At 68.6% G+C, this 17945-nt stretch carries 17 protein-coding genes; 8 read left to right on the top strand and 9 right to left on the bottom strand.

From position 1 onward, the window contains the following. Window positions 1-4 precede the first annotated feature (4 nt). The 5 genes from AB0A63_RS33050 to ctaD form a co-directional block, all read right to left on the bottom strand. Window positions 5-577 (bottom strand): hypothetical protein, encoded by a 573-nt coding sequence (locus AB0A63_RS33050; RefSeq protein ID WP_360398169.1) that lies wholly within the window; start codon window positions 575-577, stop codon window positions 5-7. Between the two features lie 23 nt (window positions 578-600). Further along, window positions 601-1983 (bottom strand): phospholipase D family protein, encoded by a 1383-nt coding sequence (locus tag AB0A63_RS33045; RefSeq protein ID WP_360398167.1) that lies wholly within the window; start codon window positions 1981-1983, stop codon window positions 601-603. 43 nt (window positions 1984-2026) lie between these two features. Then, the gene (locus tag AB0A63_RS33040) at window positions 2027-2653 is read right to left on the bottom strand and encodes a peptidyl-tRNA hydrolase (protein WP_360398264.1); all 627 of its coding nucleotides are present in this window, start codon (window positions 2651-2653) and stop codon (window positions 2027-2029) included. 56 nt (window positions 2654-2709) lie between these two features. Then, window positions 2710-3924 carry a phosphoserine phosphatase SerB gene (gene serB, locus AB0A63_RS33035; protein WP_360398165.1) on the bottom strand — a complete coding sequence of 405 codons (1215 nt, stop codon included), beginning with the start codon at window positions 3922-3924 and terminating at the stop codon, window positions 2710-2712. A 90-nt stretch (window positions 3925-4014) separates the two neighbouring features. Continuing rightward, the gene (gene ctaD / locus AB0A63_RS33030) at window positions 4015-5802 is read right to left on the bottom strand and encodes a cytochrome c oxidase subunit I (RefSeq protein ID WP_360398163.1); all 1788 of its coding nucleotides are present in this window, start codon (window positions 5800-5802) and stop codon (window positions 4015-4017) included. 176 nt (window positions 5803-5978) lie between these two features. Here ctaD and AB0A63_RS33025 point away from each other — a divergent pair, with 176 nt between their 5' ends. Both AB0A63_RS33025 and AB0A63_RS33020 read left to right on the top strand, forming a co-directional pair. Continuing rightward, complete coding sequence (locus tag AB0A63_RS33025; RefSeq protein WP_360398161.1) at window positions 5979-6467, top strand: DUF305 domain-containing protein; 489 nt, start codon at window positions 5979-5981, stop codon at window positions 6465-6467. A gap of 16 nt (window positions 6468-6483) precedes the next feature. Further along, complete coding sequence (locus AB0A63_RS33020; RefSeq protein WP_360398159.1) at window positions 6484-7278, top strand: phosphotransferase; 795 nt, start codon at window positions 6484-6486, stop codon at window positions 7276-7278. Window positions 7279-7439: 161 nt separating this feature from the next. Here the strand turns inward: AB0A63_RS33020 and AB0A63_RS33015 are convergent, their stop codons facing one another. The 3 genes from AB0A63_RS33015 to AB0A63_RS33005 all read right to left on the bottom strand — a co-directional run bounded on the left by AB0A63_RS33015 (window position 7440) and on the right by AB0A63_RS33005 (window position 10410). Then, window positions 7440-8159 carry an LPXTG cell wall anchor domain-containing protein gene (locus tag AB0A63_RS33015; protein ID WP_360398157.1) on the bottom strand — a complete coding sequence of 240 codons (720 nt, stop codon included), beginning with the start codon at window positions 8157-8159 and terminating at the stop codon, window positions 7440-7442. 782 nt (window positions 8160-8941) lie between these two features. Further along, window positions 8942-10258, bottom strand: a complete 1317-nt coding sequence (locus tag AB0A63_RS33010) for an HEXXH motif-containing putative peptide modification protein (protein WP_360398155.1) — start codon at window positions 10256-10258, stop codon at window positions 8942-8944. Further along, window positions 10258-10410, bottom strand: a complete 153-nt coding sequence (locus tag AB0A63_RS33005) for a hypothetical protein (RefSeq protein ID WP_360398153.1) — start codon at window positions 10408-10410, stop codon at window positions 10258-10260. Before AB0A63_RS33005 ends, AB0A63_RS33010 begins: the two co-directional genes overlap by 1 nt. Window positions 10411-10570: 160 nt before the next feature. On the opposite strand from AB0A63_RS33005, the gene AB0A63_RS33000 reads away from it, so the two are divergent. Then, complete coding sequence (locus AB0A63_RS33000; RefSeq protein WP_360398151.1) at window positions 10571-11368, top strand: FadR/GntR family transcriptional regulator; 798 nt, start codon at window positions 10571-10573, stop codon at window positions 11366-11368. 128 nt (window positions 11369-11496) lie between these two features. Beyond that, window positions 11497-12591, top strand: a complete 1095-nt coding sequence (locus AB0A63_RS32995; RefSeq protein WP_360398149.1) for a hypothetical protein — start codon at window positions 11497-11499, stop codon at window positions 12589-12591. Window positions 12592-12768: 177 nt separating this feature from the next. Here the strand turns inward: AB0A63_RS32995 and AB0A63_RS32990 are convergent, their stop codons facing one another. Beyond that, window positions 12769-13704 (bottom strand): hypothetical protein, encoded by a 936-nt coding sequence (locus AB0A63_RS32990; protein ID WP_360398147.1) that lies wholly within the window; start codon window positions 13702-13704, stop codon window positions 12769-12771. Between the two features lie 124 nt (window positions 13705-13828). On the opposite strand from AB0A63_RS32990, the gene AB0A63_RS32985 reads away from it, so the two are divergent. The 4 genes from AB0A63_RS32985 to AB0A63_RS32970 all read left to right on the top strand — a co-directional run bounded on the left by AB0A63_RS32985 (window position 13829) and on the right by AB0A63_RS32970 (window position 17935). After that, complete coding sequence (locus AB0A63_RS32985; protein WP_360398145.1) at window positions 13829-14812, top strand: substrate-binding domain-containing protein; 984 nt, start codon at window positions 13829-13831, stop codon at window positions 14810-14812. 105 nt (window positions 14813-14917) lie between these two features. Next, a complete protein-coding gene (locus AB0A63_RS32980) occupies window positions 14918-16246 on the top strand; it encodes an extracellular solute-binding protein (protein WP_360398143.1) in 1329 nt (442 codons plus the stop codon). Between the two features lies 1 nt (window position 16247). Then, window positions 16248-17105: a sugar ABC transporter permease gene (locus AB0A63_RS32975; protein ID WP_360398141.1), complete on the top strand. Its 858-nt coding sequence runs from the start codon at window positions 16248-16250 to the stop codon at window positions 17103-17105. Continuing rightward, window positions 17102-17935 (top strand): carbohydrate ABC transporter permease, encoded by an 834-nt coding sequence (locus AB0A63_RS32970; protein ID WP_360398139.1) that lies wholly within the window; start codon window positions 17102-17104, stop codon window positions 17933-17935. The genes AB0A63_RS32975 and AB0A63_RS32970 overlap by 4 nt, the downstream gene beginning before the upstream one ends. The last annotated feature ends 10 nt before the right edge of the window (window positions 17936-17945 follow it).

Genomic DNA, 17945 nt, shown 5'->3' with positions numbered 1-17945 from the left:
AATACTACCTATGTAGATTAAGCCGTTCAAGCAGCTCTTCGCGGAACTCCAGCGCCGACGCCAGGTCGTCCTCCGACGCGTCCCACTCGCGGGCCAGCGCCCCTTCGAGGATGCGCAACGCCTGCCGCTCCGCCCCGTGCGACCCGGCCAGCGTCTCCGCGCTGTGCAGCGCCCGCGCCAGCCCGTTGCGCGCGGGCTCGCTCTCCTCCACCGCCGGCACGACGCGGATCCAGTTGCCGCCGGGGTCGACCACGAGGAACCCGTCGCGCCGGGGCCGGGTCATCCGCGGGATGCCGGACGACAGCACCTTCCCGTACACCGCCCGCATGCCGTGGGCGAACGCGTCGAACACCTCACGCGTGTCCTCCACCTGCACCAGGCACGAGCTGTACGACGTGGCCGGGTCGAAGCCGCGGATGCCGAAGAAGTGGAGCTGGACGTCCTCGCGCCGCACCGACAGGTAGGGCGTCGGCCGGTACTGCCGGTGCGTGATCGTGAACCCGAGCATCACGTAGAACTCGGCCACCTCGTCGATGGAGGCGCACGGCAGCAGCGGGATCGTCACCTCGTTGGCCACGCAGGCCACGCTAGACCCGGAGATCAGCCGTCGACCAGCAATCCGCGCAACGGTCCTTGCAGCCTTCCAGCCCGTCGCGACACCCCGGGCAGCGGCATCACCCGTGACGGCCGCTTCAGCGCCGGGCGCCAGATCTCGTCCACGACCTCGTGCGCGGGCCCGGACACGTCGGCGTCCAGGTGCTCCGCCCACAGCCGCAGCCGGGTCGAGCGGGCCACCTCGGCGTCGTCGGTCACGACGTTCACCTCGGTGTCGTTGAACAGCGAGTGCTCGTTCAGGTTCGCCGAGCCGATCGACAGCCACTCGTCGTCCACAATGGACAACTTGGCGTGCACGTACACCGGTGCATCGCCGTGGGAGACGAGGGTCGCGGCGATCAGCCGGCCGCCCTCGGGGTCGGCGTCGAGCAGCCTGCCCAGCTGCCCGCGGGTGGTGTCGGCGCCGTTGCTGGGCTTCTGCGGCAGCAGCAGCACCATCCGGAACTCGTCCGACGGCGGGTTGCTCAGCTTCTCCAGCAGCACCTCGGTGATCTCGGGCGACCACAGGAACTGGTTCTCGATGTAGATCAGCGACTTGGCCGCGCGGAACGCCCGCAGGTACGAGTCGAGCAGCGTGAAGTCGCCGTGCGGCGCGAAGTCGTAGGTGCCCTCGGGGATCGTCCGCACCAGCTGCACCGACGACGAGCCCGCCTCCGGTGGCACCTCGGGCGCGGGCAGGGTCTCCCCCGCGATCTCCAGCCACCGGGCGGCGAAGTGGGCGGCCACCTCGGACACGGCCGGGCCGGAGACCTTCGCGATGTGGTCGTGCCAGCCGAGGTCGCGCGGCGGGTGCTCGGGCGAGTCGTGCCGGTCGCCCTCCACCGCGGTCATGTCGAGGCCGCCGACGAACGCCACGTCGTCGACGATCACGACCTTCTCGTGGTGGCAGTGCAGCGTCCGCTCACGCGCGTCCAGCTCGCACCGGACCGCACCGCACTCCAGGAACGCGTGCTTCGCGGCCTCCGCCCGTTTGCGGGTCGGCTCGAAGAACGGCACCGGCGGTCCCGCCCACAGCAGCACCCGCACCGGCACCCGTTCCGCGGCGGCGGCCAGCAGCTCGCGCAGCTGCGGCGCACCCGGCTCACGGGTCAGCCGGAAGTCAGGCGAGGCGTGCCAGTTCGCGATGTGCACGTACTTCTGGGCGTTCTCGATGGCCTCGGCGATGGCGGGGAACGCCTCGGCGCCGTCGACGAGGACCTGGATCTTGTTGCCGTGCTGGACCGGACGGCGCGGGGTGAACCACCCGGCGCCGTCGCCGTCCAGCACCTCGCCCCAGCCGAGCCGGCGGAGCCTGCGCGTGTGGTGCGAGCACAGCAGGTTCTCCAGGCCGTCACCCAGCCTGGCGTCGAGCACGTCGAGTAGGCCCACGGAACGTGGATTTACCCGAATTACGCGGTTCTAACCCGAAATGTCAGCCCAGAGGTGCGATCACAGTTGTCGTCCCCGGTTCCACCTCGGTGAAACCGGCGTCCCGCACCGCCACGACGTCCGCGCTGTGCACCAGCGCGTCCCACTCGGCCACTGACGGCGTGCGCACGGCACAGCGGTAGTCGATCGCCTCCCACGCCTTCAGCTCGTCGCCGGACAGGTGCGGTGCGAGCAGCATCGACGCGTGGCCGACCTGGGCCGCGAGCTTGCCGGCGGACATCTCCACGCGAGGGTTCGTGTACAGCACGTGGGCCCCCTCGGGCACCGCACCCGGCTCGTCGAGGGGCAGGTCCGACCCGGAGATCTGCAGCTTGGCGACCTCGCGGGGCGTCTCGGAGACCAGCACCGGCAGCAGCGAGCGCACCGACGCGCCCTCCACGGTGACCGTCACGCCCGGCAGCGCCTGCACGGCCTCCCACTGCACCCCACGGGCCCGCCGCGACACCTTCCGGATCCGCCCGGACACCCACGCCCGCACGGCCTCGTGCCACTCCCCGCCCTCGTCGGCACGCGGGTCGAGGCACACCGCGACCGCCGACGCGGCCGCGGCCTCCAGCAACGTGGTGCGGCCCGGCGGGTCGACGCGTTCGATGCGCAGGACCATCGGCATCGCGCGGACTTCCGACTCCTCGGCGTAGTTCCGGGAGGCGATCAGGTCGAGGATCGTCACAGCCGGGTCGACTCCAGGCCGTCCGCGGCGTCCGCGGCCTCCACCTCGGCGCGGGTGACGCCCAGGATGAACAGCACGGCGTCCAGGAACGGGTGCGACAGCGCCGTGTCGGCCACCTCGCGCAACGCGGGCTTGGCGTTGAACGCGATGCCCAGGCCCGCCGCGTTCAGCATGTCGATGTCGTTCGCGCCGTCACCGACCGCCACGCACTGGGCCAGCGACACGCCGGCCTCCTCGGCGAACCGGCGCAGCGCCACGGCCTTGCCCGGCCGGTCGACGATCTCGCCGACGACCTTGCCGGTCAGCTTGCCGTCGACGACCTCCAGCGTGTTCGCCGCGCAGAAGTCCAGCTGCAGCTCGTCCGCGAGGCCGGTGATCACCGACGTGAACCCGCCGGACACCACACCGCAGTAGAAGCCGAGGCGCTTGAGCGTCCGGATCGTCGTGCGGGCGCCGGCCGTGAGCTCCAGCGATGCCCCGACCTCGTCCAGCACCGTCGCGTCGAGGCCCTCCAGCAGCGCCACCCGCCGCCGCAGCGACTCGGCGAAGTCGAGCTCGCCGCGCATCGCGGCCTCGGTGATCTCGCGGACCTGCTCCTCGCACCCGACGTGCGCGGCCAGCATCTCGATCACCTCGCCCTGGATCAGCGTGGAGTCGACGTCGAACACGACGAGCCGCTTCGCCCGGCGGGTGAGCCCGGCCCGTTCGACCGCGATGTCGAGGCCGACCCGCACGGAGACGTCCGCGAGCGCCGACCGCAGCTCCGAGTCGTTCTCCAGCGTGTCGTCCGCGACGGACACGCGCAGTTCGAGACCGGTGACGGGGTAGTCGGCCACACCGCGGATCGCGTCGATGTTCACGCCCAGCGAGGCGAGCCGGCGGGCGACCTCGGTGAACGCCTTGGCAGTCACCGGGCGGCCCAGGACGATCAGCACGTGCGAGGACTCCAGGCGCGCGCTGCGCCTCGAGTCGGCGCCGACCTCGATCTCCACCTGCATCGAGACGGTCGCCATGGCCTGCTCGACGGCCTCCTGCAGGCCCTCCGGGTCGTGGTCGGTCGACACCAGCGCACCCAGCACCAGCCGGCCCCGGATCACGACCTGCTCGACGTCGAGCACCTCGACCCCGTGCCTGGTCAGCACGGCGAACAGCACCGAGGAGACACCGGGCTTGTCGGGACCGGTCACGGTGATCAGCACGGGCGTTTTCACGTCGTCGTCTCCTCGCAGCACGCGTAGTACGCGACGAGCCCCGGCCGCACGCGGCGGCCGGGGCTCGTCGTTGAACCTGTGACGTGCAGGTTACTTGTGGTCGGAGTCGTCCTTCTCGGAGGCCGTCCCCGACTTCAGCGCGGAGGCCGCCAGCTCCGACAGGGCGGGCGGCGCGTCCTCGTGCCGGATCGCCTTGCCGGTGAAGGTCACGTGACCCTCGTTGCGGATGCGCTCCACCATGTGCGGGTAGTGCAGCTCGAACGCCGGGCGCTCCGAACGGATCCGGGGCAGCTCGGTGAAGTTGTGCCGCGGCGGCGGGGACGAGGTCGCCCACTCCAGCGAGTTGCCGTAGCCCCACGGGTCGTCCACGGTCACGACCTCGCCGTAGCGGTACGACTTGAAGACGTTCCAGATGAACGGCAGCGTCGACGCGCCCAGGATGTAGGCGCCGATCGTGGAGATCATGTTGAGCGTGGTGAAGCCGTCGGACGCCAGGTAGTCGGCGTACCGGCGCGGCATGCCCTCGTTGCCCAGCCAGTGCTGGACGAGGAACGTCGCGTGGAAGCCGAGGAACGTCGTCCAGAAGTGCAGCTTGCCCAGCGGCTCGTCCATGAAGCGACCGGTGATCTTCGGGAACCAGAAGTAGATGCCCGCGAAGGTCGCGAAGACGATCGTGCCGTAGAGCACGTAGTGGAAGTGCGCCACGACGAAGTACGTGTCGGACACGTGGAAGTCGATCGCGGGCGCGGCCAGCAGGATGCCGGAGAGACCACCGAAGAGGAACGTGACGATGAAGCCGATGCTGAACAGCATGGGCGTCTCGAACGTCAGCTGGCCCTTCCACATCGTGCCGATCCAGTTGAAGAACTTCACACCGGTCGGGACCGCGATGAGGAACGTCATGAAGGCGAAGAACGGCAGCAGCACGGCGCCGGTCGCGTACATGTGGTGCGCCCACACGGCCACCGACAGGGCGGCGATGCCGAGCGTCGCGTAGACCAGGCCGTTGTAACCGAAGATCGGCTTGCGGCTGAACACCGGGAAGATCTCCGACACGATGCCGAAGAACGGCAGCGCGACGATGTAGACCTCGGGGTGGCCGAAGAACCAGAAGAGGTGCTGCCACAGGATCACGCCGCCGTTGGCGGTGTCGAACACGTGGGCACCGAGGTGGCGGTCGGCCAGCAGGCCGAGCAGTGCCGCGGTGAGGATCGGGAACGCGAGCAGCACCAGCACCGACGTCACCAGGATGTTCCAGGTGAAGATCGGCATCCGGAACATCGTCATGCCGGGCGCGCGCAGGCAGACCACGGTGGTGATCATGTTCACCGCGCCGAGGATCGTGCCGAGACCACCGATCACCAGACCGGCGATCCACAGGTCGGCGCCGACACCGGGCGAGTGGATGGCGTTGCTCAGCGGCGTGTACGCGAACCAGCCGAAGTCGGCGGCACCACCGGGGGTGATGAAGCCCGACATCACGATCAGGCCGCCGAAGAGGTACAGCCAGTACGAGAACGCGTTCAACCGCGGGAACGCCACGTCGGGCGAACCGATCTGCAACGGGAGGACGAAGTTCGCGAAGCCGAACACGATCGGCGTCGCGTACAGCAGCAGCATCACGGTGCCGTGCATCGTGAAGAGCTGGTTGAACTGCTCCTGCGAGAGGAACTGCATGCCGGGCCTAGCCAGCTCGGTCCGCATCAGCATGGCCATCGCGCCGCCGACCATGAAGAAGGCGAACGAGGTGACCAGGTACATGATGCCGATTTGCTTGTGGTCCGTGGTGCGGAACATCCGCAGCAGGAAGGACCCCTTGACCGCAGTGCGCGTCGGAAAAGGACGCGTTGCGATCGGCTGCGGGGCTACGGCCGTCACGGTGCCTCCAGGCCTTGGTGGGACCAGTCGTTCGGGAAACTCCCCGGATATTAGACGCAGCCGATCAGCTCCACTCGGGTGGGCCATGGCCCGTGGCCAGCGGCGTAGCGCAGGTCACACGTAAGGTGACCCCCGTGCTTCGTACGTTCGCCGTAGCCGCGACCCTTCTGCTGGGTATGTCCCCTTTGGCCGCGTGCGGCTCGCCCGCCACGCACAACTCGGCGGACGTCGCGTTCGCGCAGGGCATGGTCCCGCACCACGAGCAGGCCGTGGAGATGACCGGTCTGGTGGCCGAGCGCACGGACAGCGCGCACGTCGTCGACCTGGCCGAGCGCATCGCGCGGCACCAGCAGCCGGAGATCGACCGCATGAACGGCTGGCTCAAGGCGTGGGGCGCCCCGGTGAAGGCCTCCTCGCACGCGGACCACGGGCACGCCGCCGACCACGGCATGGTCGACCTCGGCACCCTCGCCGACCTGCGCGGGACCGACTTCGACCGGCAGTGGCTGTCGCTGATGATCCAGCACCACCGCGGCGCCGTGGAGATGGCGCGCAAGCACCTCGACGCCGGTACCGATCCGGGCGCGCGCTCGCTCGCGCAGGACGTCGTCGCAGCTCAGGAGAAGGAGATCGCGGAAATGGAGTCGCTCCTGCCCCAGGGGTGATGTGACCCTCGTCCCCATGAGCGCCTCTGCCGCCGTGAGGGCCGCCGTGTCACTGGCCGCCGCGCACGGCATCACCGCCACGGACCCGGCCGTGCTGAAGGACGGCAGCAACGTCATCGTCCACCTGCGCCCGGCACCGGTGGTGGCCCGTGTCGCCGCCCGCACGGCCCTGGTGCGCCCGTCCGTGGCCGATCACTTCGCGCGTGACCTGGCGATTTCCGCGTTCCTGGCCGCTCGTGGCGTGCCGGTCGTGATGCCCTCGGCAGAGCTTCCCGCGGGGCCGCATCCGTACGACGGGTTCGTGGTGTCGTTCAGCACGTTCGTGCCGCACGACCCCGGCTACGAGTTCTCACGCCTTGACGTGCTCAAGCTGCTGCCCGCCCTGCACGCCGAGCTGCGGTCCTATGACGGCCCTCTGCCCGTGCGCGGCCCTGTGGACGACGTCGACAACACGCTGGCCTATCTGAATGGCATAGGCGTGCCGGATCTTGAACCGTTCCGTGAACGCCGTGCCGAGCTCATGGCGTCGTGGGACGCCCACTACCGCGACGTCCAGCCTCTGCACGGCGACCCGCACTGCGGCAACCTGCTGATGGGCCCGCACGGTCCCGTGTGGCTCGATTTCGAGGACACCTGGCGCGGCCCGGTCGCCTGGGACCTCGCCTGCCTGGCCGGTGCCGAAGGCGCGGAAGCCGCCCGGCGCACCGTGGAGACCTACGGTGGCGGGGCGGCTTCCGAGGACGTGGAGTTCCACGTCCGCACACGCATCCTGTTCGGCACGCTCTGGGGCGTGCTGATGCAGAACTCCTAGGGCCTGTGTCGAGGTCCCGTTCGATGAGAGTCGCGCCTGAGGTGGTTCCTGGCGGTGCGGGCGGACAGCCCGCATACCGGTGTTGTATGTGGGCTGTCCGCCCGTGCCCCCAGGGGCCGCCTCAGGCCCGGCTATCGCGAACATGGACTTCGGCACAGGCCCTATGCGCGGCGCCTGCGCAGCACGAACAGCACGGCGGCACCGGCGGCGAGCAGGGCGGCGCCCAGGCCGATCAGCCAGGCGGACCCGAAGCCCGTGGAGGCCAGGTCGTCGTCCTCGTTCACCGGCACGACGGCGGCGTTGGTGGTGGTGACGGCCGGCGCGGACGTGACGGCGCCGGAGGACGAGGTGGTCGTGGTCGTCACCGGCGAGGTCGTCGTCGTGGTGGTGCCACTGCTCGACGTGGTCGTGGTCGTCGTGGTCGTCGTGGTGGTCGAGCTGCTGCTGCTCGACTGCTGCGTGGTGGTCCCGCACGCGTACCAGTGGCTGATCGCCGGCACCTGCCCGCCGTTGTTCTGCGGCGCCCGCAGGTCGTTCCACGGCAGCGAAGCGAGCTTGGGGGCCAGGTAGACGTTGTAGGCGTCCCCGCCCTTGACCACGACACCCGTGATCGTGGTGCCGGCCGGGACGGCGGTGATGTCGACGTCCTGCTGGTTCGCGCCACCGGTGAAGGTGAACTGGCCGGGCGCGATCGGCGTGCCGCTGAGCCCACCGACGGTGCAGGCGTCCCTGTGGTTGATGTCGACGTTGCCGTCGTAGGCGACCGCACGCTCGTCACCGGACACCGGCGCCGGTGCCGGCTTGGCAGTGGCGGCGGTCGTGAGCGCGAACAGGGCCGCCACGGCGGAGGCGGCGAGGCCGGCGGTTCTCAGGGGCGTCATGCGCATCGGTTGCTCCGTTGGGGTCGGCGGGTTGCCGAGATCTAAGACCATCGGCGTGCGCTTGACGGACCAGTAACCAACTCACAGTAGGCCTTGTGGCCCAGTTGTTATACGACCACGAGGAGGTGTGCACCCGAACGAGGAATAGGACCAGGCGCCGGATCGACCGGCGGGGTGACACCCCTGCGTCTGACCTGACCGTCGACGCTCTCCACCTGCCGACCAAAGTGGGCACTCATGGAAAAGGACCGCCGCAGCGGTCCCTTTCACCAGTCGTTCAGTTCGTTGCAGGGGGCCGCAGGTAGACGGTGCCACCACCGTTCGGCATCCGCCTGAACCAGTCGACCGGGGTGACGGGCTGACCGATCACCGGACCCGCACCGGTCGGGAGGTGCGGAACAGGGAAGCCGGGAGTCTGCGGCCGGCGAAGAGGCTGGTTCGGGGTGGTCATCGTTCCTTCTCGAGAAGTGAAGCGGAACCCTGTGATGATCTTCAGATGGTGCCGCACCGCACCGGTGCGGAACTCGAACCGGAACGTGCGTCGCCGAAAACTAGCGGACCGGGCTTCGTGGGCCGTCAACCGCCGCTTCCCGCGGAACGGGATTCGGCAGTCTACGTCGGACCGCAAACCCCTTTCACCAGCAGTTTTACCGACGCGGACGAGCCCGGCGCGAGCAGCTTTGCATTCTCACCCGATCGTGTTCGCGCGGCGGAACCTTCGGTAAGCCGTACCGCTTCACCGGGACGAACGGCACCCGGCGGGAGCGCCAGCCGCGGACCGCTCAGGACACCCGTTCGACGATCGAGCTCGCCAGGAGCGAGGCCAGCGCGGCCCTCGAACGCCGCGCCGCGGTCTCCCCGTCCACCGTCCACGACCTGCTCGCCCCCGCAACGATGTCGTCGTACGCCACCGGACCGCCGTCGTGCGGCAGCCGGCCGATCACCCGGCCCGCGTCCTCGTCCAGGAAGAAGATCTCCGGCAGCGGGGCCACCCGGCCCACCACCGCGCGTCCCGACGCGGCACGCCGGTGGCGGACGCCCGCGCCGAGGCGGAACCGGTCGCCGTCGCCGATCCCGGCACCGCCGTCGTCCACAACGGACGGAGCGCCGCCCGGCTCGCCCGCGAGAGCGCGCAACAGCCAGCGCGCGTCCGGACGCAGGTCCTGTTCATGGGTGAGCAGCCACGCGCCGATCTCCTCGGCCCGCTCGCGCGCCTTCGGCAGCAGCGAGTCGGGGCCGGGCTCGACGCCCGCGCAGGCCTGCGCGAACTGGGCGAGGCAGCTGTAGGCGTGCCAGGCCGCGAACGTCTGCTCCAGCGGCCACCGCGCGTGCGACCAGGACGTCTCGAAGAGCTCGACGTCCTCGGCGTGCGCGTCGAGGAACTCGCGAGTGATCGCCAGGTCGAAGAACTTCTCGTGCGCGCCCTCGTGCACGAGGGCCTCGGCCACCTCGATCGGCAGCGCGGGCTCGTCGACCAGCACGATGCCGGGCACGTACCGCGACGACGCGGAGACGACTCCCCCGGACGTCTCCCGCTTGAGCACGGCGAGCATCGACACGTGGGCGAGCAGGTCGACGGCGGTGTCGGGGGCGAGCGCGCGGAACAGCCGGACGCCGTCGGCGACGACCCGCAGCGCCGCCGAGAAGCGCTCCCCGTCCGCCTCGGTCAGCGGCTCCACGACCACACCGGGCGGCGCGATGATCCGCAGCGGTGCTTCGAGCAGCGCGGCCGACCTCGGGTCCGCGGCCACCGGCACACCGGCGTCCCGCACGCGCAGGCCGGCCGCCTCGTGCAGGCGGGCGAGGTCCAGGTCGCCGGCACCGGCGAGGGCGCGGCCGATCTCGTAGCGGACGACCGGGTGGTCGGCGAGGTTGTCCGACAACTCGGTGCCCGGCGCGAACAGGTCGGCCGCGAGGCGGTAGAGCGTGCGCCGTTCGTCGACCAGGACGGCTGCGGGCGCGATGCGCGCGTGCAGCGTGTGAGCAGTGGCCACCGCCGAGACCCTAGAGCACCCGGTGGCCCTTTCCCGGAACGGCGCCCGGAAGAGGAGGTGCCCGGCCTGCGGGCGGCGCAGACCGGGCACCCTGGTTCTGCTCATCAGCCGAACATGATGCTGGTGACGTTCACGAAGCCGACGACGGCCAGCGCGACGACCGAGACGGCGACCATCGTGAGCACGGTGCGCCATCCGATCGCGGTGACGGCGACTGCGACGGCTGCTGCGATTCCGAGTGCACTCCCTGCGGACATCTCGTTCCCCTCCCGACTGGGCGAGCCGGGGCTCCTCGGTGTGGGCGGTCCGAGGCCTCTCGCCCCAGTGCAAGGATCGCCTAGTTGTAGGTTGTCTGTCAACTGCGGACAGGTTGCCAGACAAGTTGCAACCAGACCGCCAGCGCCCTACGCTGGGCCAATGCCCGCCGACGACTCCCATCCGGGCGAGAGCTGGGCGCTCTCGCCCGACTCGCGACGGCCGCTTCCGGAGCTCATCGAGCAGAAGCTCCGGGAGCAGATCATCGGCGGCACCCTCAGGGCGGGTGATCGACTGCCCACCGAGCCGGAGCTGGCCCGCAAACTGGACGTCGCCCGCTCGTCGTTGCGCACGGCTCTGCAGCGCCTTCAGCTCCAAGGCATCGTCGAGGTCCGCCGCGGCCTGGGCTGGTACGTCCGCCGCACCGACCTGACCGCTGTCGAGGAGCACCTGGAGGGCCGCCTCGCCGCCCGCCAGTTCACGCACACCGACCTGCTGGAGGTGCGCATCGCCCTGGAGACCACGGCCGCCTCGCTGGCCGCGGTCCGCGCGGGTGACGGCGAGCTGGACGAGCTCGCGAAGCTCAACCACCGCTACCAGCGCGCCGAGGTGGAGGACGTGCAGGAGGTGATCGAGGCGGACGAGGAGTTCCACTCGGCACTGATCCGCGCGGCGCACAACGAGCTGCTGGAGCAGATGTACCAGGCCCTCGTGCCCGGTCTGCAGGACTGCAAGCGCCACGCGCACCCGTCCCGCGAGGTGCACAACCGCTCGGCGAACGAGCACGAGCAGGTCATCTGGTTCCTGCGCCGCCACGACGAGGTGGGCGCGAAGAGCGCGATGACCACGCACCTGCTCGGGTTGTACGACGACCTGACGTCCGACGACACCAAGCCCCGCGCCGGCCTGAGCACCTACGTCGGCGTGCACGACGAGCCGATGTGGGACCGCTCCCGCTAGTACGGCGTCCACCGAACGGGTCTGGTGCCGCTGCCCCGTCACTCCCACCATGTATGGACGAGCCGGTGGAGTGAGGGGGCGGCGGGAAGGTGGCGGCGCGCAGGCACAAACGAGCGCTGGTTACCGCCGTGGTCCTCCTGCTGGCCGCCGCAGCCGACTTGACAGCAGTCCTGCTGTGGCAGCCGACCGCGCGCAGCGTGCTGCATGACGTGTTGGTGGTCCTGTGGCCGCTGCCCGCCTTGATCGGCATCCTGATGGGCGCCTATGAACTCTTTCTGCATCGCCGGCTGGTGATAGAGCTCAGCCGGATCTCCGGCCCCAGCATGGTCGAACACCTGCCGCCGGGAGAAGTCCTCCGGACGTTCCTGTCTTCGATCTACGGTTCCAACGACGCGAACCAGGACGTGGTGTCCGGAGTTCTGGGCGGAAGCGGTCTACAACCGCGCGGCAAGGACCTCACCATCAGCACGAGCACCACGGTGAGGATGGAACTGCAGGGCATCGACACCAAGACCTACCACCTCGTGACGACCCAGACCTACCGGTTCCGCCACAGCGTGCCCGTCGACCGCTTCGTCATCTTCGCCACCAGCAACGTGTTGTTGCGCGACACGATCAGCGCCGCATGCCGCTATCCCCTGTTCGAGCTCTACTACATCACCGACCCGTCGCTCTTCCTCGACTCGGTCGACGACCTGCTGGGATCGGCTCAGATCGCCGTCGACTACGAGGACCACGCCGGCATCCGGCGTTCGGCGGCACCGAGCCAGATCCCACCCGTCGAGGTGCGGTTCGACCAGTGGTCGAGCTATCTGACGTTCTTCCGCGAACGCATGGGTCCGCTGCCGAAGCTCAGCCCGCACAACCACCTCGGCGACCTGCGCATCTTCGAGTGCGACCTCAGTGCCATCGCGGAGGACCACATCGTCAGCGCGATTCGGGGGCTTTCTGTGCGGTCGCGGACACTTCAGCGCACGAATGAGGGTTTCTGCTACTGGCAGCCGCCCTATCCGTCCTATGTGGAGCAGATCAGCTTCGACGCGCGCGGCCTCAGCGTCGACCACGCGCCGAGGCACGAGTTCAGCATCATGCCGTTCCTGTTCCGCTCCAACACGGTCACCGGGCAATGGCTGAAGGCCGAAGACCTTGCCGATCTCACTGTTCGGTCGTGGCTGCTGCCTGGTCACGGGGTGGCTCTGATGTGGCGAGAGGCACGCAATTGACCGTGCCGCCGTTCGGCGCCCTGCGGAACCAGTCGACCCTGCTCACCGGCTCGCTCTGCGGGCGAGGCAGGCCTGGAGATGCCGGAACATCGGGTATCAATGGCGCGCCCCGGTCAGAGGCGTCATCAGGCAGCGAACGGTCGGAGGTCATCGCATCTCCTCCCTTTGACACAAAGGCTACCCGGCCTGCGGGTCGGAGGACATCACTCGCCGTGCGACGAACTTGATCTCATAGCGGTAGCCGAGCTTGGTGTTCTTCGAACGCCAGTGGATTCCGTCGCGGTGCCGACAGGTGCCCGATTGGAGGATCGACTCTTGAGGATCCCAATCCTCACCTTTGTTGTGACTGGCCTCTACCAGGTGCGATGCAGTCGGCGAAGGGAAGATCTCCAGCCCTGGTCCACCGGTCACGTGCACGTCGAGCTCATCGGTGATGTAAGGGGTGTCGACAGCATGCGACTCTTCACTGAACAGGGCAGGCATGCTCCCGATGAAGTCCACTTCCAGCTTGAAGTGCCGCCTGGGCTGCCCCTTCTCCAAGGTCACCGGGATTCGGATGACCCCTTCCTCTCGCACGAGCCCCTTGAACATCGGATCTTCGACATGCGCCCTGCTCTTGCGGATGTAAGACCGCTCCACGTCGCAATCCCTGCCGTCGAGCTGCAACCGCCGGACTTTGACGCTTCGCCACATCTCGTTGCTTTCTGCCGCAGCTGCGAAGACGGAGAAGGTCACCCACCCGACCGCGAGACCCGGTTCGGCTTCAACCTCGCATTCCGCGGTCCACCTGCCGTTCCCGTTCTCGAACACCACCAAATGGTCGGTGCGCTTGGCCAACCGCACCTGCCGCGCAACGTGTCGATCTATGTCATGAAGCGAACCCAGCAAGTCAAGTCGCCTCTTGATATCAAGGCTGATGATCCACAGCAGCATCAGGAAGGTTGCTCCCCCGGTGGCGTACATGACCCAGTTGAGAACCTCGAACAACTGCTTCTTGTCGGCCTCGTTGCGCAGGCTGACCAAGGTTGCGGCCAGCGTCAGCAGTATGGAGACAGCACCGGAGAAGAGCGCCGCAATCGCGGGAGAGGTGCCCGATTTGGCCGGATCTGCCATCGCGCGTCCTCCGGCTCGGCCAACAGATTTTTCAGGGTAGGCAGAAGGAGCCTGTGGACGGCAGGAGCGTCACCCGTTCGGCCTGGCGCGCAAATGAACGCAAGAACTTGCGTACACTTGCGCCATGACGCAACGGAGGCTGGCCGAGGTCGCGGCCAAGGTCGGGGTCAGCGAGGCCACCGTCAGCCGGGTGCTGAACGGCAAGCCCGGCGTGTCGGACGCCACCCGGTCGGCGGTGCTGACGGCGCTGGACGTGCTGGGGTACGAGCGGCCCACGCAGCTGCGGGGTGAGCGGGCACGGTTGGTCGGGCTGGTGCTGCCGGAGCTGCAGAACCCGATCTTCCCGGCGTTCGCGGACGTGGTGGGCAACGCGTTGGCCCAACGGGGCTTCACGCCCGTGCTGTGCACGCGGACGGCCGGTGGGGTCACGGAGGCGGAGTACCTGGAGCTGCTCCTCGAACAGCACGTCAGCGGGATCGTGTTCGCCGGCGGGCTGTACGCGCAAAGGGATGCAAGCCACGGGCACTACCAGCAGATGATGGCCAGGAAGCTGCCCGCGGTGCTGGTCAACGCCGCCATAGACGACCTGGCGTTCCCGCGGGTCAGCTGCGACGACACGGTGGCGGTGGAGCAGGCGTACGGGCACCTGACCTCGTTGGGGCACAAGCGGATCGGTGCGGTGCTGGGGCCGCCGGACCACATGCCGAGCCAGCGCAAGCTGGAGACGATCCAGCGGTGTGGCGGGGCGGACGTCGAGCACGCCATGTTCAGCCTCGAAGGCGGGCAGGCGGCGGCGACCAAGCTGGTGCAGCGCGGCGTCACGGCGATCATCTGCGCCAGTGACCCGCTGGCGCTCGGCGCCATCAGGGCCGTCCGGCGGGCGGGGCTGGACGTGCCCAAGGATGTGTCGATCATCGGGTACGACGACAGCGCCTTCATGACCTGCACCGATCCGCCCCTCACCACGGTGCGGCAGCCGATCGAGGCCATGGGGCGGGCGGCCGTGGAGCTGCTGGCGAACCAGATCAGCGGCAACGCCGTCGCGCCCGACGAGCTGCTGTTCGAGCCGGAACTGGTGGTGAGGGCCTCCACGGCACCGGCCAGGTAGGTCAGTCAACTTCTTGCGAGTTTCAGTCTGGATATTGCGTTCAGATGTAACGGAGACTTATGGTCGCCGTCACATCGACGCGCTCGCGAGAAGGGCGGCCCCACCATGAAGAAGTCCGCTGCCGTGTTGTTGGGCTGCGTGCTCGTTGCCGGCTGTGGGAGCGGTACCACGGCTGACACGGGCGGCAAGGTCGTGATCAACATCAACGGTCAGCCGCCGCAGACGCAGGCGTTCGACCGCAAGGTGTTCGACGAGGACGTCGCGGAGTTCGAGCAGCAGAACCCCGACGTCGACCTCGTGCCGCACGAGGGGTTCATGGACCCGAAGACGTTCTCCGCCAAGCTCGCCGGCGGGCAGCTGGAGGACGTCTTCTACGTCTACTTCACCGATCCGGCGGCGCTCATCGCGCGCAAGCAGGCCGCCGACATCACCGACCACGTCAAGGACGTCCCGCACTACGGCGACCTCAAGCAGGAGCTCAAGGACGTCTTCACGGTCGACGGCAAGGTCTACGGGCTGCCCACCGCCAACTACACGATGGGCCTGCTCTACAGCCGCGCGAACTTCACCAAGGCGGGCCTCGACCCGAACACGCCGCCGCGGACGTGGGACGAGGTCCGCGCGGCCGCCAAGAAGCTCAAGGACGCCGGTGTCACCGGGTTCGCCGAGTACAGCAAGAGCAACCAGGGCGGCTGGCACTTCACCACGTGGATGAAGTCCGTCGGCGGGGACGTCGCGCGCAAGGACGGCGAGAAGTACAAGGCCGACTTCAACAACGACAAGGGCAAGGAAGTCCTGCGCCGGCTCAGGGAGATGCGCTGGGACGACGGCTCCATGGGCGAGAAGCAGCTCCTGGAGATCGGCGACGTGCAGAACATGATGGGCGCCGGGCAGCTCGGCATGTACCTGGCCGCGCCGGACAACGTCGCCGCGATCGTCAACCAGTTCAAGGGCAAGTACGACGACTACGGCCTCGCCGCGATCCCCGGTCAGCAGGGCACGCTGCTCGGCGGCGAGGGCTACATGATCAACCCGAAGGCCACGCCGGAGAAGATCAAGGCCGGTCTCAAGTGGGTGCAGTGGAAGTACCTCAACCCGGACCGGCTCGAAGCGAACCTGCAGAAGTACAAGGACCGCGGCCAGCCCGTCGGCCTGCCGATCCCGCCGATCGCCGACATCTGGACCGGTGAGCCGCGCAAGCGGCAGGAGGAGCTCAAGGGCAGGTACGCCACCATGCCGGTGCAGAACTTCCAGGCCTACGTGGACGGTTCGGAGAAGACCAGGGGCAGCCTCGAACCGCCGCAGGCGCAGCAGGTCTACGCGATCCTCGACAACGTCGTGCAGGCGGTCCTCACGAACAGGGACGCCGACCACGCGCAGCTGCTCGCGGACGCGGAGACCAAGGTCAACGCCGTTCTGGCGCAGGTGAAGTAGGTTGCGGCGGCACGTCACCGCGTACGGCTTCCTCAGCCTCGCGCTCGTCGTCTTCGCGGTGTTCTCCTGGTACCCGATCGTGCGCGGGGTGGTCCTGAGCTTCCAGCAGGTCAACTTCGTCTCCGACCCCGAGTGGGTCGGCTGGGAGAACTTCCGGCGCCTGTTCGACGACCCGCTGTTCGCGGTGGCGTGGCGCAACACGGCCTACTACACGGTCCTCGCGCTGCTGATCGGTTTCGGCGTCCCGTTCCTCACCGCCGTGGTGCTCAACGAGCTGCGGCACGCCAAGGGCTACTTCCGGCTGCTGGTCTACCTGCCGGTGATGCTGCCGCCGGTCGTCACGGCCCTGCTGTGGAAGTGGTTCTACGACCCGGGACCCGGCCTGTTCAACTCGGTCCTGCGCGGAGCCGGGCTGCCGGGCCTGCAGTGGCTCGACTCGGCGGACACCAGCCTGATCAGCATCGTCCTGCTCACCACGTGGGCGAACATGGGCGCGGCGACGCTGATCTACCTGGCCGCGCTGCAGACGATCCCCGGCGAGCTGTACGAGGCCGCGGAGCTCGACGGCGCGGGGATCTTCAGGAAGGTCTGGAACGTCACGATCCCCCAGACCAAGTTCGTGCTGCTGATGTTGTTGCTGCTGCAGGTCGTCGCGACCATGCAGGTCTTCACCGAGCCGTTCATCATGACCGGCGGCGGCCCGGAGGACTCGACCGTCACGGTCCTGCTCCTGCTCTACCGCTACGCCTTCGTCTACAACGACTTCGGCACCGCCAGCGCGCTCAGCCTCATCCTGTTCGCGGTGCTCGGCGTCTTCTCCTTCCTCTACCTCAAGCTCACCAGGAGGGCGGACGCGTGAGGACCCTCACCAAACCCGGCGGCAAGCTCTACTGGGTCGTCCTCGCGCTCACCCTCGTCCTGTTCACGGTCGCGTTCCTCGTGCCGCTGGTGTGGGTGCTGCTCGGTGCGTTCAAACCACCGGCCGAGCTCGCCCAGCAGCCGCCGACGGTCCTGCCGCGGACGTGGGAGCCGGGTGCGTACGCCGACGCCTGGAACTACATGGACCTCGGCAAGTTCTTCCTGAACACCGTCGTCGTCGCGTTCGGGGCGTGGGCGGTGCAGATGGTCGTGATCATCCCGGCCGCGTACGCGCTGTCGAAGCTGAAGCCGTTGTTCGGCAACGTGGTCCTCGGCCTGATGCTGGCCACGATGATGCTGCCCGCCACGGCCCTGCTGGTGCCGGTGTACCTCACGCTCACCGACTTGGACCTGCTGAACAACCCGGCCGGCATCTGGTTGCCGGCCGCGGCGAACGCGCTGAACGTCTACCTGCTCAAGCGCTTCTTCGACCAGATCCCCGAGGAGCTGCTGGAGGCGGCCAGGATGGACGGTGCGAGCACCTGGACGGTCCTCACGCGCATCGTCCTGCCGATCTCGCGCCCGATCCTCGCCGTCGTCTCCATCTTCACGGTCGTGGCGGCGTGGAAGGACTTCATCTGGCCGCTGCTCGTGTTCCCCGACCCGGCGAAGCAGACGCTCAGCGTCGCGTTGCAGCGCTTCGCACCGGACACCCCGATCAACCTCCTGCTCGCCGGGCTGGTGCTGGCGAGCCTGCCGATGGTGGCGCTGTTCCTGGCGTTCCAGCGGCACATCCTCGCGGGGCTCACCGCAGGATCTATCAAGGGCTGAAAGGACACCG

This window comes from Lentzea sp. NPDC042327, assembly GCF_040647275.1.
GTDB lineage: Bacteria > Actinomycetota > Actinomycetes > Mycobacteriales > Pseudonocardiaceae > Lentzea.
This window is presented reverse-complemented; position numbering and strand designations above follow the sequence as displayed.